Genomic DNA, 13,964 nt, shown 5'->3' with positions numbered 1-13,964 from the left:
GGCGGGGATTGTGGCTCTAAGGTCAGGGTATGACCATGCTCTTTTCTGCCGCTGACGGCACGCCCAATTCGTCCTCCGGGGAGCAGATGCCGCCCCGCTGGGACCTCTCCGATCTCTATGCTTCGCCGGAAGATCCGGTGCTGGCGGCGGATTTTGATCGCTGGGCGGGGGAGGCGCGCCGTTTCTGTGAGACGTATAAGGGGCGTCTGGACAGTCTGAGTGGTGTGGAGCTCGCGGCAGCTTTCGCGGACTATGAAGCGATTGAAGAGGGCCTAGGCAAGATCGGGTCGTTCTCCAGCCTTGGCTTTGCGGCGCATACGACCGATCCGGTCTGGGGGCGGTTCGCGCAGGGTGTGCAGGAGCGGATGACGGAGGTGGCCTCCGACCTGATGTTCTTCACGCTGGAGCTGAACCGGATCGCGGACGAGGATCTGGCACAGATCTGCGAAGCGCCGGAAATGCGCAAATGGGATGCGTATCTGCGGGATCTGCGGATGTACCGGCCCTATCAGCTTTCTGATGAGGTCGAGCAGGTGCTGATGGACAAGTCGGTGACGGGGCGAAATGCCTGGAACCGGCTGTTCGATGAAACCATGGCGACGCTGAGCGTCACGATCGACGGTGAGGAAAAGCCGCTCGGTGAGGCGTTCAACCTGCTGACGAATGCGGACCGTGCCAAGCGTGAGGCTGCGGCGCAGCAGATCAGTGCGGTTCTGGGTGAGAACTCGCGCCTGCTGACGATGATTACCAACACGCTCGCCAAGGACAAGGCGATCGGGGACAAGCTGCGGAGTTATCAGCGCCCGACGAGTTCGCGCAATCTGGCGAACATGGTTGAGGACGAGGTCGTTGATGCGCTGGTGGGCGCAGTGGATGAGGCCTATCCGCGACTGGCACACCGGTATTATGCGCTCAAGGCCAAGTGGCTCGGGCTTGAGAAGCTGGAGCACTGGGACCGCAATGCGCCGTTGCCGGGTGTCGAGGTGCGGAAGATCGACTGGGAACAGGGCAAGGAGATTGTGCGCACGGCCTATGCCGGGTTTGATCCGGGTCTGGGCGAGATCGTGAACCGGTTCCTGACGCATCCTTGGATTGATGCGGCACCCGTGGCGGGCAAGTCTTCGGGGGCGTTCTCGCATTCCTGCGTGCCGTCAGTGCATCCCTACATCCTGATGAACTATCGCGGGCAGCCGCGGGATGTCATGACGCTGGCGCATGAGCTGGGACATGGCGTGCATCAGACGCTGGCGGGGCAGAAGCAGGGCTATCTGAACGCCGATACGCCGCTCACGCTGGCGGAGACGGCGTCGGTGTTTGGCGAGATGCTGACGTTCCAGTCATTGCTGGATGCGGAGAGCGATCCGAAGCGCCGTCGTCACATGCTGGCGGCGAAGGTCGAGGATATGCTGAACACGGTTGTCCGGCAGATCGCATTCTATCAGTTTGAAGTGAAGGTTCATGACGAGCGGGCGAAGGGTGAGCTTTCGCCAGAGCGTCTGGGAGAAATCTGGCGGGAGGTTCAGGTGCGGAGTCTGGGGCCCGTGTTCCACTTCACGCCGGATTATGACCTCTACTGGTCGTATATTCCGCATTTCGTGCATTCCCCATTCTATGTTTATGCGTATGCTTTCGGGGACTGTCTGGTGAACGCGCTTTATGGTGTTTATCAGGAAAAGCCTGAGGGTTTTGCTGCGAAATACCGCACCATGCTCGAAGCGGGCGGGACGCTGCGACACAAGGAACTGCTCGCGCCGTTCGGACTTGATGCGACAGATCCGGGTTTCTGGCGTAAAGGACTGGATGTGATCTCGGGGCTGATTGATCAGCTCGAGCAGGAGGACTGAGGAGCATCATGGCGAGGGATCTCGACAACACCGGCCTTATGGGGGAACTGCGTCGCATGGCGCGGACTTCCGGCGCGGTCGGCGGTATTGCGGCGCGGATGGCGGGCAACCGTCTGGGCTTCAAGACGGACAAGGGCGTTCATGCAGAGGGCCTGAAGTCGGCGTTGGGAAACCTCAAGGGCCCGCTGATGAAGGCGGCCCAGCTTCTCTCCACTATCCCGGGTGCGCTTCCGGATGAATATGCGGAAGAACTGGCGCATCTGCAGTCCAACGCCCCGCCGATGGGCTGGAGCTTTGTGCGCCGTCGGATGCAGGCGGAGCTTGGGGCGGGGTGGGAAAAGCATTTCCGCTCCTTCAGCCATGAAGCCGTGGCGGCAGCGTCGCTCGGACAGGTGCACCGGGCGCGTCTGGTCGATGGGCGCGAGGTGGCGTGCAAATTGCAGTATCCGGATATGCAGGCTGCTGTGGATTCGGATCTGCGGCAGTTCCGGGCGGCTTTGGGCATTTACAAGCAGTTCGAGACGACGATCCGGCAGGATGAGGTTTATACAGAACTCGCGGACCGACTGCGCGAAGAGCTGGATTACCGGCGGGAAGCGAGCCATTTGCGGCTGTATCGGGACATGCTTTCCGAGACGTCCGAGGTGACGGTTCCGGCGCCGGTGGAGGAACTGTCCACCGGACGGCTGCTGACGATGGATTGGGTGAGCGGCCGAAGCATGCGGGCCGTTCTGGGCGAAAACCTGCCGCTGGAAGATCGCAACGCGATGGCCACGGCACTGTTCAAGGCCTGGTACACGCCGGTCTATCGCTATGGTGTCATTCACGGTGATCCGCATATGGGCAACTTCACCGTGCGGGACGACTATGGTCTGAACCTGCTGGATTTCGGAGCTGTGCGGATCTTCTCGCCGCGTTTTGTGGAGGGGATCATTGATCTGTTCACGGCCCTGCGTGAGAATAACGAGGAAATGGCCTTCCATGCCTACAGCAAGTGGGGCTTCGTCGGAATCTCGCGTGAGACGGCGGGTATTCTGAATGAATGGGCACGCTTCTTCTATCGTCCGCTGATGACGGACCGGGTTTGCTCCATGCAGGAGAGCAACGATCCGGCGGAAGCGCGTCAGGTTCTGGAGAAGGTCTATGACGGGCTCAAGCGCACGGGAGGTGTGAAACTGCCGCGTGAGTTTGTGCTGATGGACCGCTCCGCGATCGGACTGGGCAGCGCGTTCCTGCGCCTGGAGGCGCGGCTGAACTGGCACAATATGTTCGAGGAACTGATCGAGGGCTTCGATGTGAATGTGCTGGCAGCGCGGCAGAAAGAGGCTCTGGCGAAGGCGAAGGTGCCTCCGGCGCTGTCTTCGCTCTGAGGCAAAACGGCCCACCTTCCTGCTGTTCAGATGGTGCTGAGGAGCAGGCTGGTTTCTGAGTTGAGAATGCCATCCGTCATGCGGACGTCGCGCAGAACGCGGTCGAAGTTCTGAAGTGTATCTGTGCGGATTTCGGCGATCAGGTCCCACGCGCCGTTCGTCGTGTGAAGGGCGTGAAGCTCGGGGATGGCGCGCAGGGAGCGGATAACCGCCGTCGTGGATTTTCCAGCGACTTCGATCAGCATGATGGCGCGGATTTCGTCGTGATGTTCGCGCGCTCGGACTGTGAAGCCCAGAATGGCACCACTTTGCAGCAGGCGATCCAGCCGTGATTGTATGGTCGCACGGGACACGCCCGCGATGGTGGCGAGTTTTGCGACGGGCGCGCGGCCATCTTCTCGCAGGACGGCAATCAGTTTGCGGTCGAGATCATCGAAAATATGCATCTGACATTATGATATTTCAGAATTGACGATCTGTCATAAGAATCCTGAAAGACTGTACAGATTGTGCATTCAAACCGCTTATTCGTGACGGCACCATTTTCCTGTAGCAGCAAGCAGGAGAGATCATGGTCCAGTATGTCGGTGTCGGGAACCTCATCAGTCTGGTGCGTGCGGTCGGGGTAGAAACCTTTTTGAGCGAACTTGCCGGGTTTATCGAAAACGATTTCCGGCGCTGGCCGGAATTTGACAAGACGCCGCGTGTGGCCAGCCATTCTGCCGAAGGCGTGATCGAACTGATGCCGACCGCTGATGCTGCGCTTTATGGCTTCAAATACGTCAACGGGCATCCCGGAAATACGCGGCAGGGTCTCCAGACCGTGACGGCATTCGGGGTGCTGTCGGATGTGGCGTCGGGGTATCCCCTGCTGCTGTCGGAAATGACGCTGCTGACGGCCCTGCGGACTGCGGCGACGTCTGCGCTGGCTGCGCGCTATCTTGCACGCCCCGACAGCAGAGTGATGGCGATGATCGGACTGGGCGCGCAATCCGAGTTTCAGGCGACGGCGTTCAGGGTGCTGCTGGGGATCACACATGTGCGGGTGTATGATGTCGATCCGGCTGCAGCTGAAAAATTCTGCCAGAACATGGCGGAAAGCGGGCTGGAAATTCTGGTGGCGCGGAGCAGTCAGGAGGCGGTGCTGGGCGCAGATGTGATTACCACCGTGACGGCCGACAAGCTGAAGGCGACCATCCTGTCAGACAACATGATTGGCGCCGGTGTTCATATCAACGCCGTGGGAGGCGACTGTCCTGGCAAGACGGAGCTTCAGGCAGATATTCTCAGGCGCGGGCGTGTTTTCGTGGAATATCCTGAACAGACGCGCATCGAAGGCGAGATCCAGCAGATGCCGGAAGATTTTCCGGTGACGGAGCTGTGGCAGGTCATCACCGGAGAGGCGGAGGGGCGTCGGTCTGGTCAGGAGATCACGATTTTTGATTCGGTCGGCTTTGCTACGGAAGATTTTTCGGCGCTGCGATATCTGCGCGACAAGGTTCAGGGAACCGGATTCTATACGGAGATCGACCTTGTGGCCGAACCGGAAGATCCCCGGAACCTGTTTGGTCTTTTGCAGCAAAACTGAATTTTTCTGGTCCATGGGAATACAGTGATGACGTCTTTCTCAATTCAGGCCCCCAGAGCGGTTGTCATGATCCGGCCACATCATTTCCACCCCAATCCGGAGACGGAAGGGGACAATCTGTTCCAGACCCGTGATGGCACCCGGACGGGTGTAGAGATTGCGGAGCAGGCTTATGCCGAGGTCAGCCGGGCTGCGGAAAGCCTCGAAAAGGCGGGGGTTCAGGTTCATCTGTTTGAGGATGAGGGCCGGGAGACGCCTGATTCCGTGTTTCCGAACAACTGGTTCTCGACGCATGCGGGCGGTCACGTCGCCATTTATCCGATGTTTTCACCGAACCGGCGGCGGGAGCGGCGTTCAGATGTGATTGAGATGCTGAAGCAGCAGTATCGCGTTCAGGATGTCATTGATTATTCAGGGCTGGAGCAGGATGGCCTGTCGCTGGAAGGAACGGGGGCCATGGTTCTCGATCATATCAGCCGGATTGCGTATGCGGCGAAGTCCAACCGGACCAACGAAGTGGCCATGGAGCGCTTTTGCACGCATTTCAATTTCGAGCCGATCGTTTTCGATGCCGCAGATGAGGGCGGACGACTCATTTACCACACCAATGTCCTGATGTGTGTGGGAACGGAGTTTGCGCTGATCGGCCTGGAGACGATCGGTAATCCCGTCCGCCGTCGGGAGGTGCATGACAGGCTTGCAGAGAATGGTCGGGAGATCGTTGATCTTTCCCTTGGGCAGATCAACGATTTTGCAGGAAATGCTCTGGAGCTTTCGGGCGCCGGAGGGCGCGTTCTGGCGTTGTCACGCCGCGCCCTGACGGCGCTCCGGCCACAGCAGATCCGGGCGATCGAACGTTCGGCCACGCTTCTGCCGCTCGACGTACCGACCATTGAACTGGCCGGTGGGTCTGTGCGCTGCATGATGGCGGGCATTCATCTGACCCGGCGCCCCTGAGGGAAGGGTCTTGAGGAAAATCAGAAGATTTCCTTGATGAGATCGTTGCCGATGCTGAATCCGGCACCGGCTTCGACAGAGCGGGCGAAGCCGGAATTGAGAATGTTCGAGATGAAGTTGTTGTCGGGCACGGACTGCACCGGCTGGACGGGGATCTGCTGCGTCGGAGCCTGATAGGGGTTTTGTGTGCCGTAATCGGGCTGCGCGTTGGCGAGGGCCGCGTGGAGCTGTTGCAGGAGGTTCGTGACCTGCTGCTGTTCAGCCTGAAAGGCGAGGGCGAGTTCGCGCAGGTCGAGAGACCATTCGCGGGCCTGCATGTCACCGGTCTGGGCAGCAACCTGCATCTTGGAGCCGAGAGCCTGAAGCGCCTGCGCGGATTGCTGGGCCTGCTGCTGGAGCTGGGTGTAGGTCTGCTCGATCGTCTGGACGTCCATGACGGTTTTTCCTTCAAAGAGACATGGCTGTTGATACCGCCGGGCTGCGAGTCTCTCCATCCCTTTCAGCAATAAAATGTCATAAAGATACGTAGGCGGAATGCTGTCCGTCCGGATGTGTGTGCAGATGCCTCTTGCCCTGTGTCACGGGGTTTCCCATCTTGCGATGATGGCCACAAAACCGACCTCTTCCGTGCGCAATGCCGCATCCATGCCCCTGACGCAGTTTCTTCCCGAGAGGCAGCCCGTCAAACCCAAGACGCGTAAACTCGTCGTCAAGTCGGACTATGATCCGGCAGGCGATCAGCCGACAGCGATTGCGGAGCTTGTGCAGGGCGTTGAGGGCGGCGAGCGGGATCAGGTTCTGCTGGGCGTTACGGGGTCTGGTAAGACGTTCAGCATGGCGAAGGTGATCGAGGCAACGCAGAAGCCGACGCTTATCCTCGCGCCAAACAAGACGCTGGCGGCGCAGCTTTACGGGGAGATGAAGCAGTTCTTTCCGGACAATGCGGTCGAGTATTTCGTGTCCTACTACGATTACTACCAGCCGGAGGCGTATGTGCCACGGTCGGACACGTATATCGAGAAGGACAGCCAGATCAACGAGCAGATCGACCGGATGCGCCATGCCGCCACACAGGCGCTGCTGGAGCGTAATGACGTCATCATCGTTGCATCAGTCTCCTGCATTTACGGTATCGGGTCGGTCGAGACATATTCGAAAATGGTGGTGCGGCTTGAGGTCGGCGGGTCCATTGACCGGGAACGGCTGATCAAGGCGCTGGTGGAGTTGCAGTACCGGCGCAATGACGCGGCGTTCGAGCGCGGGACGTTCCGCGTGCGGGGTGAGCAGATCGACATCTTCCCGGTGCAGAACGAGGACCGGGCCTGGCGTGTGTCGCTGTTTGGCGATGAGATCGACCAGATTGTCGAATTTGATCCGCTGACGGGTAACAAGACGGCGGATCTGGCGGAAATCAGCGTCTATGCGAACTCGCATTACGTGACGCCTCGTCCCACGCTCAATCAGGCGATGATCGGGATCAAGAACGAGCTTCGCGGGCGGCTGACGCAGTTTACCGAAGAGGGCAAACTGCTGGAGGCGGAACGTCTGTCGCAGCGGACCACGTTCGATCTGGAAATGATCGAGACGACGGGTGCGTGCAAGGGGATCGAGAACTACTCGCGCTATCTGTCGGGGCGTGGCCCCGGTGATCCGCCGCCGACGTTGTTTGAATATCTGCCGGAAGATGCGCTGCTGATCGTGGATGAAAGTCATGTCACGGTGCCGCAGATTGGCGGGATGGAGCGGGGGGACAGGGCGCGTAAAAGCGTGCTTTCGGATTACGGGTTCCGTCTGCCGTCCTGCATCGACAACCGTCCGCTGGCATTTGGGGAGTGGAATGCCTTCCGGCCACAGTCGATTTTTGTCTCCGCGACGCCTGGTCCCTGGGAAATGGAGCAAACGGGCGGTGTGTTTGCCGAGCAGATCATTCGTCCGACGGGGCTGATTGATCCGGTGACGGATGTGCGCCCGGTTGAGGGGCAGGTGGATGATCTGCTGCACGAATGTCGGGATGCGATCAGCAAGGGCGGCCGTGTGCTGGTCACGACGCTGACCAAGCGGATGGCCGAGGATCTGACGGATTATCTGGGCGAAGCGGGCGTCAAAGTCCGGTATCTGCACTCGGATGTGGATACGCTGGAGCGGATTGAAATCATCCGCGATCTGCGACTTGGGGCCTTCGATGTGCTGGTGGGAATCAACCTGCTGCGTGAGGGGCTGGATATTCCGGAATGTTCGGTCGTGGCCATTCTCGATGCGGACAAGGAAGGGTTCCTGCGGTCCAAAACTTCGCTGATCCAGACGATCGGGCGTGCGGCGCGTAACGTCGATGGGCGTGTGCTGCTTTATGCGGACAAGATGACGGACAGTCTGAAATACGCGATCGAGGAGACGGCGCGACGTCGGGCCAAGCAGACGGAATGGAACGAGGCGCACGGGATTACGCCGATGACGGTGCGCTCGAAGATTGGCGATGCGCTGTCGTCGGTGTTCGAGCAGGATTATGTGACCGTGGCGCCGGATGGCTCTGGCGATACGGAACAGTTCGTCGGCAAATCGTTGCCTGCTACGATTCAGGATCTGGAAAAGCGGATGCGGGAGGCCGCGGCCAATCTGGACTTCGAGCAGGCAGCCCGGTTGCGTGACGAGGTCAAGCGCCTGGAAGCTATTGATATGGGGCTTGAGCCGCCGCCGATTGCCAACTCGACCGCTGGAAGACCTGGTGCGCGTAAGGCTCCGAAGACGCCTGTGCCTTTGGGGCCGGGTGGGGGCGGGTATGATCCGGCCAAGAAGAAACGCGGTCGGGGAGGCCGCTGATATGGCTGAAAAGACGCCGCTTTCGCATTATCTGTCGCCGAAAGGTGCGGCGGTGATGCGCGCTGAACTGAAGGAACTCGCGCAGAAGGAACGGCCGCGCATTGTGGAGATCGTGTCCTGGGCGGCGAGTAATGGGGACCGTTCGGAGAACGCGGATTATCAGTATGGCAAACGCAGGCTGCGGGAAATCGACCGGCGGATGCGGTTTCTGGGCAAGCGTCTGGAAAATGCGGTGATCGTCGATCCCGCCGGTCAGACGACGCGGGACCGCGTGTTTTTTGGCGCGACCGTGACATATGTGGACGAGGATGACGTCGAGCATACGGTAACGATCCTTGGCGTGGACGAGTCCGATCTGGCGCGCGGCGAGGTCAGTCTGGTCTCGCCGGTGGCGCGGGCACTGATGCGGACGCGCGTGGGCGATGTTGCGATGTTGCAGACGCCGCGCGGGCCGGTTGAGATCGAGATTTTGAAGATTGTCTATCCCATGGCGGTGGCGGCGGCTTGATTGCTCATGGCAGGAGCGTGCGGTCGCGCAGGCGTTCGGCTGTTTCCCAGAGTGCCGTGCGGTTGGAGTCCCAGGTCAGGTGCTGGCGGGCGTCTTCGTAAGAAAACCAGCCACAGGTTGTGTGTTCGGCGGAAAGAGACAGGGTTTGACCCGTGGCATCGGCTGCGAAGCAGTGTTCCGGGATAGCGTAGAGCCGCGGTGACCATGTGGCGCGGGCTGCAAAATGGCTGACCGGGATGGTGGCGCTGGCCTGTAGCGGAAAAAGGGGTGTGTCGGCCGAGAGGCCGCTTTCTTCCTGCATTTCGCGTCTGGCGGCTTGCAGGGGTGTTTCGCCGTCGTCACCGCCGCCTGCGATGGGTTGCCAGTCCCCGGAATCGCTGCGGCGGAAGAGGGCGTATTCGGTGCCGCGATCGGTTTTGCGGAACGGCAGGACGAGAACCTGAAACGGAGCGCGACGTGGGGTAGTCATTTAGGAAACTCCGGGGTGCGGGATTTTGAAAAACCGGGTCATGCGGTTACAGAGGACTGGACCACTCCCCTTTCTCCCTGCCGGAGTTTTCCGATGTCCCGTTCTCTTCGTGTTGCTGTTCAGATGGACCCGCTGGAGTACGTCAATATTGATGGCGACTCCACGTTTGCGATGATGCTCGAAGCGCAGGCGCGCGGCTATGAGCTGTGGGTCTATCCGGTGACGACGCTGAGCCTTGTCGAAGGGCAGGGTCAGGGTGGCCGTGTGCAGGCACGGGCGCGACGGGTCGAGGTGCGGCGCGAGCGTGGCAATCACGCGACGTTTGGTGAAGAGCAGGTGCTGGATCTGGGGCAGACGGATGTGATCCTGATGCGTCAGGATCCACCGTTCGACATGGGATATATCACGGCGACGCATATGCTTGAGCACGTGCATGGTGTGGGCGAAGGTCGCTCGCTGGTGGTGAACGATCCGGTGGCTGTGCGCAATGCGCCGGAAAAGCTTCTGGTGACGCATTTTCCGCATCTGATGCCGCCTACACTTGTGACATGGGATACGCGCGAAATTCTGGCGTTCCGTGAGAAGTATCAGGACATTATCGTCAAGCCGCTGTTCGGCAATGGCGGTGCGGGGATTTTCCGGATCAAGCCGGATGATGAGAATCTGGGGGCGCTGCTGGAGATGCACTTCGCACGTTCGCGTGAGCCGCTCATGATTCAGCGTTATGAGCCGGCCGTGCGTCAGGGCGACAAGCGCATCATTCTGGTGGATGGCGAGGCCATCGGTGCGATTAACCGGGTGCCGGCAACGGGAGAAGCGCGCTCGAACATGCATGTTGGAGGCAGGGCCATGAGCGTCGAACTGACGGCGCGTGATCGGGAGATCTGTGAGTCGATCGGGCCCTATCTGCGCGAACATGGCCTGATTTTCACCGGGATCGACGTGATCGGGAACTGGCTGACGGAAATCAATGTCACGTCGCCAACGGGTTTGCAGGAACTGGATCGTTTTGACGGAATCAACAGTGCGGGGTTGATCTGGGATGCGATCGAAAGACGCGTTCTGGCCTGAGGGAAAGTTGTAATGGGCTGCCCGGAAGGGCGGCCTGTCAGGGCGTATCCTCGTCTGAAGAAGGCATGTGGGCGAACGATGTCCGGGGTTCATCCGGAGCAAGTTCTTTTATTTCGGGAGTGCTTTCCCGGCCGAAACGATTACCGAACCAGTCCTGAAGAGGTATGCGGAAATACAGGAAATAGACGGCGCCCCAGGCGCCCAAAGTGACCGCAACAAGGAAATAGATCAGCACGTTTGTTCTCCTGAGCCCGTTTTGAGGCATGGGTTTGAAACGTCATGCACACTGCGTGTCTTGCCAGATGCCTATCGGGGAGGGCAAGAAGGTGCGAATTGAACATGTTCCGGATAGCTCTGGCCTGTGAAGGCCGGGCGGACAAAGAAGGTCGCATATCACAATGTCCTCAACCCTTTCCCCGCGTTCGGCACTGGACGCGGAAGCCGTCAAAACGGCTTATCGTCGTTGGGCCCGTGTTTATGATACTGTTTTTGGCGGTATCTCGGGTTACGGGCGCAAGAGAGCAGTGGCTGCAGTCAATGCCCTGCCAGGAGAAAGGGTTCTGGAGGTCGGCGTCGGGACGGGGCTGGCTCTGCCGGCTTATTCCCAGAGCAAGCGCATCACGGGAATCGATCTTTCCGAAGACATGCTGGAGCGTGCACGGATGCGGGTGCTTCAGGAGCATCTGACGAACGTGGACGATCTGCTGGAAATGGATGCGGAAGCCACGACGTTCGAAGACGACAGTTTCGACATTGCGGTGGCGATGTTTGTGGCTTCCGTTGTTCCGCATCCTGACCGCCTGCTGGCCGAGCTCAAGCGTGTTGTGAAGCCCGGTGGACATATCCTGTTCGTCAATCATTTTCTGGCAACCGGTGGCGTGCGTCTGTCTGTTGAGCGTGGAATGGCGCGGGCATCGCGTTCGCTGGGCTGGCATCCGGATTTCGCCATTGAGTCGCTTCTGCCGCCGGAAGATCTGCGTCGTGCCACGCTGACCCCGGTTCCTCCTGCAGGGCTGTTTACACTCGTGACATTGCCGCAATGCGAGAGTAAAAGCGACGCAGCAGCCCTGGTCGCCTGATCGGCGTTTGGTTCCGCACGTGTGTCGGCGCCGAGTATTCCGACGCTCGCTGCGGTATTCCTAGTTCAGGGACCGACTACGCGATCATGACTTATCAGGCCGTCGATACTGCTCCGGATACTGCCTCGGCCCGCTCCGGCCGCCGAGTCGGAACATCCTTCATTCTGCTGGCCTTGTTTGCGGGCCTGCTGGGTGGGTCGCTGGCCCTGCCAATTCTTCAGACACACCCCACGAGCGGGCAGGCCTTCTGCCACGGTATTCTCATGACGTTCTTCGTCATGTGTCCTGCGGCGCTTGGTGGTTTCGGGCAGTGGCTTCTGCCAGTCGCCCTCGGGACCGACCAGACGGTGCTCCGGGGGCTGACACTGGCCGGTTTCGGTTTTCTGTCAGCTGGTGTGGTTCTGTTACCGGTTCTGCCATTTGTAGCACTGCTGCTCTGGTCGGTCGGTATTCTGGCGGTAGCGATTGATGTTATCACTACCTGCCTTGAAGGGCGCACCTGCCGCTTCCGGGACATGCCGCCGCTGGCCTGGTCGCTTTTGGCCACAGCGTGCAGCGTTGTGCTGGTCGCGCCTGTTCTGGCTGCTGTCGTCACGCGCGGCATGATGGACGGACTGACCACCGACGTCCTGATTGAGACGCTCCATCTGCCTGAAATGGCACTGATGCTGACCCCGGCACTCGGGCTGGTCACGTCGGCGCTGCTCTCGCGTACGGTTCGTGGCGGAATGTCTTGGACGGTTGCGCCTTACGTGTTCGGTGTGATGGGGATTGGCGGACCTCTGTTCTGGATGGACGGGTTGTATGGCTCTCTGGCGTCCGGAGTGGGGGCCAGCCTTGTCCTGATGACGCAGATCGTGCCGTCAGTGGTGCTGATTGGAGCGCTGTGCCGGGATGTGTGGCAGCAGAAGCGCGATCTGGATGGCGCCGCGCTGTGGGCGATTGGCAGCATTCTTCTCTTCGCTGCGGGTTGGCTGTCTGATGGGTTGCCCGGGCATTCCGGCGATCATACGGCCGTGGCGTTTGGCGGGATCATGGCGTTGTGTGGCGGGTTCTATGCCTGGGTCGAGAGGCTTCTCCCCGGTCGTGTTCCTGTTTTGCTGAGCCGGGTTCATGCGGGTCTCATGCTGGGGGGGGCGTTCTGTTCGATCGTACCGGGCGTGATGATCTATGGTGAGATTTTGATGGGTGTCAGCCTGTTGGCCTTTGGGCTGGTGGGGCTGTTTCTGTTGAGGGAGACCGGGCGTGCCCGGGTCTCGGCATGAGCGATACGGCGACACCTCTGGCCCCTTCGGGGGTTTTTTCCATTCCGGGGAAGGATGGTGATCCCTCCCTGCGTGAATGGCTGGCGCTTCTCAAGCCGCGCGTGATTTCGCTGGTGGTGTTTACGGGCGCTGCGGGTATGGCCGTGGCGCCGCGCTGGCCGTCCATTCCCATCGGGCTGATTACCATTCTGTGCATCTGCATCGGGGCTGGTGCCGCTGGTGCGATCAACATGTGGTATGACCGCGACATTGACGCGATTATGAAGCGGACGGTCGTACGCCCCATCCCCGACGGTCGGATGCCAGAGCAGGCGGCGCTGGTTTATGGTGTCGTGCTCTCGGTTCTGTCCGTGATTGTGCTGTGGCTGGCGACGAATGCGCTGGCGGCCGGGATCCTGGCGTTCTCGATTTTCTTCTACAGCGTCATTTACACGATGTGGCTCAAGCGAAGCACGCCGCAGAACATCGTGATTGGTGGGGCTGCGGGGGCGTTTCCGCCGATGATCGGCTGGGCTGCAACCATGAATTCCATGGACGTGCTGCCGGTGGCGATGTTTGCGATCGTGTTCCTGTGGACGCCGCCGCATTTCTGGTCTCTGTCGCTCTATGCGTGCAAGGATTACGGCAAAGCGGGCATACCGATGCTGCCGGTCGTGAAGGGTGCACGCCATACGCGCTGGCAGATCCTGATCTACACGTTCATTCTTGCGGCAGTGTCGCTGGTGCCGAGCTTCGTGCATGAAGTCGGGCTGACCTATACGGTTGTGACCAGCCTGCTGGATCTGGGCTTCATTCTGTGTGCGTTCCGGGTTCTGACGGACCAGCAGGATGCGGAAGGGGTGAGCCTGACGAAGGACAAGCCGGCGCGGTTCGCGTTCCGCTATTCGCTCGCTTATCTGTTCCTGCTGTTCTGCGGGCTTCTGGTTGACCGGGTGCTGATCGGATGAGCATGACCACTGATATTGATCTGGCTCGTAAACGGCGACTGAGTCGGAT

14 protein-coding genes are annotated in these 13,964 nt (G+C 60.0%); 10 read left to right on the top strand and 4 right to left on the bottom strand.

The window, feature by feature from the left end; genetic code table 11:
- Positions 1–35 precede the first annotated feature (35 nt).
- Positions 36–1,844 (top strand): M3 family oligoendopeptidase, encoded by a 1,809-nt coding sequence (locus GAL01_RS01050; protein ID WP_062033423.1) that lies wholly within the window; start codon positions 36–38, stop codon positions 1,842–1,844.
- A gap of 8 nt (positions 1,845–1,852) precedes the next feature.
- Positions 1,853–3,214: an ABC1 kinase family protein gene (locus tag GAL01_RS01045; RefSeq protein WP_062033419.1), complete on the top strand. Its 1,362-nt coding sequence runs from the start codon at positions 1,853–1,855 to the stop codon at positions 3,212–3,214.
- 26 nt (positions 3,215–3,240) lie between these two features.
- Here GAL01_RS01045 and GAL01_RS01040 read toward each other — a convergent pair whose 3' ends face one another.
- Positions 3,241–3,660 carry an Lrp/AsnC family transcriptional regulator gene (locus tag GAL01_RS01040; RefSeq protein WP_062033416.1) on the bottom strand — a complete coding sequence of 140 codons (420 nt, stop codon included), beginning with the start codon at positions 3,658–3,660 and terminating at the stop codon, positions 3,241–3,243.
- Positions 3,661–3,785: 125 nt separating this feature from the next.
- Here GAL01_RS01040 and GAL01_RS01035 point away from each other — a divergent pair, with 125 nt between their 5' ends.
- Complete coding sequence (locus GAL01_RS01035; protein WP_062033413.1) at positions 3,786–4,802, top strand: ornithine cyclodeaminase; 1,017 nt, start codon at positions 3,786–3,788, stop codon at positions 4,800–4,802.
- A 27-nt stretch (positions 4,803–4,829) separates the two neighbouring features.
- Positions 4,830–5,759, top strand: a complete 930-nt coding sequence (gene ctlX, locus GAL01_RS01030; RefSeq protein ID WP_082790815.1) for a citrulline utilization hydrolase CtlX — start codon at positions 4,830–4,832, stop codon at positions 5,757–5,759.
- 20 nt (positions 5,760–5,779) lie between these two features.
- Here ctlX and GAL01_RS01025 read toward each other — a convergent pair whose 3' ends face one another.
- Positions 5,780–6,193 carry a hypothetical protein gene (locus GAL01_RS01025; RefSeq protein ID WP_062033408.1) on the bottom strand — a complete coding sequence of 138 codons (414 nt, stop codon included), beginning with the start codon at positions 6,191–6,193 and terminating at the stop codon, positions 5,780–5,782.
- Positions 6,194–6,362: 169 nt separating this feature from the next.
- Between GAL01_RS01025 and uvrB the strand changes: the two genes are divergently transcribed.
- Positions 6,363–8,576 carry an excinuclease ABC subunit UvrB gene (gene uvrB, locus GAL01_RS01020; RefSeq protein WP_062033866.1) on the top strand — a complete coding sequence of 738 codons (2,214 nt, stop codon included), beginning with the start codon at positions 6,363–6,365 and terminating at the stop codon, positions 8,574–8,576.
- Between the two features lies 1 nt (position 8,577).
- A complete protein-coding gene (gene greB / locus GAL01_RS01015; RefSeq protein ID WP_062033406.1) occupies positions 8,578–9,084 on the top strand; it encodes a transcription elongation factor GreB in 507 nt (168 codons plus the stop codon).
- A 4-nt stretch (positions 9,085–9,088) separates the two neighbouring features.
- Here greB and GAL01_RS01010 read toward each other — a convergent pair whose 3' ends face one another.
- Positions 9,089–9,553, bottom strand: coding sequence for an NUDIX hydrolase (locus tag GAL01_RS01010; RefSeq protein ID WP_062033403.1), 465 nt, complete (start codon positions 9,551–9,553; stop codon positions 9,089–9,091).
- 93 nt (positions 9,554–9,646) lie between these two features.
- Between GAL01_RS01010 and gshB the strand changes: the two genes are divergently transcribed.
- The gene (gene gshB, locus GAL01_RS01005) at positions 9,647–10,624 is read left to right on the top strand and encodes a glutathione synthase (protein ID WP_062033400.1); all 978 of its coding nucleotides are present in this window, start codon (positions 9,647–9,649) and stop codon (positions 10,622–10,624) included.
- Between the two features lie 37 nt (positions 10,625–10,661).
- Here gshB and GAL01_RS01000 read toward each other — a convergent pair whose 3' ends face one another.
- Positions 10,662–10,859: a hypothetical protein gene (locus GAL01_RS01000; RefSeq protein WP_062033395.1), complete on the bottom strand. Its 198-nt coding sequence runs from the start codon at positions 10,857–10,859 to the stop codon at positions 10,662–10,664.
- A 163-nt stretch (positions 10,860–11,022) separates the two neighbouring features.
- Here GAL01_RS01000 and GAL01_RS00995 point away from each other — a divergent pair, with 163 nt between their 5' ends.
- From GAL01_RS00995 to GAL01_RS00985, 3 genes are all read left to right on the top strand, one after another.
- The gene (locus tag GAL01_RS00995) at positions 11,023–11,703 is read left to right on the top strand and encodes a class I SAM-dependent methyltransferase (protein ID WP_062033393.1); all 681 of its coding nucleotides are present in this window, start codon (positions 11,023–11,025) and stop codon (positions 11,701–11,703) included.
- 86 nt (positions 11,704–11,789) lie between these two features.
- Positions 11,790–12,968: a cbb3-type cytochrome c oxidase subunit I gene (locus GAL01_RS00990; protein WP_062033389.1), complete on the top strand. Its 1,179-nt coding sequence runs from the start codon at positions 11,790–11,792 to the stop codon at positions 12,966–12,968.
- Positions 12,965–13,915 (top strand): heme o synthase, encoded by a 951-nt coding sequence (locus tag GAL01_RS00985; RefSeq protein ID WP_082790814.1) that lies wholly within the window; start codon positions 12,965–12,967, stop codon positions 13,913–13,915. Before GAL01_RS00990 ends, GAL01_RS00985 begins: the two co-directional genes overlap by 4 nt.
- Positions 13,916–13,964 lie beyond the last annotated feature (49 nt).

Origin of the sequence: Gluconobacter albidus (genome assembly GCF_002723915.1) — a bacterium.
In the GTDB taxonomy this organism is placed as follows: domain Bacteria; phylum Pseudomonadota; class Alphaproteobacteria; order Acetobacterales; family Acetobacteraceae; genus Gluconobacter; species Gluconobacter albidus.
The sequence above is the reverse complement of the archived record's forward strand: the minus strand, read 5'-3'. Positions and strand labels throughout refer to the sequence as shown.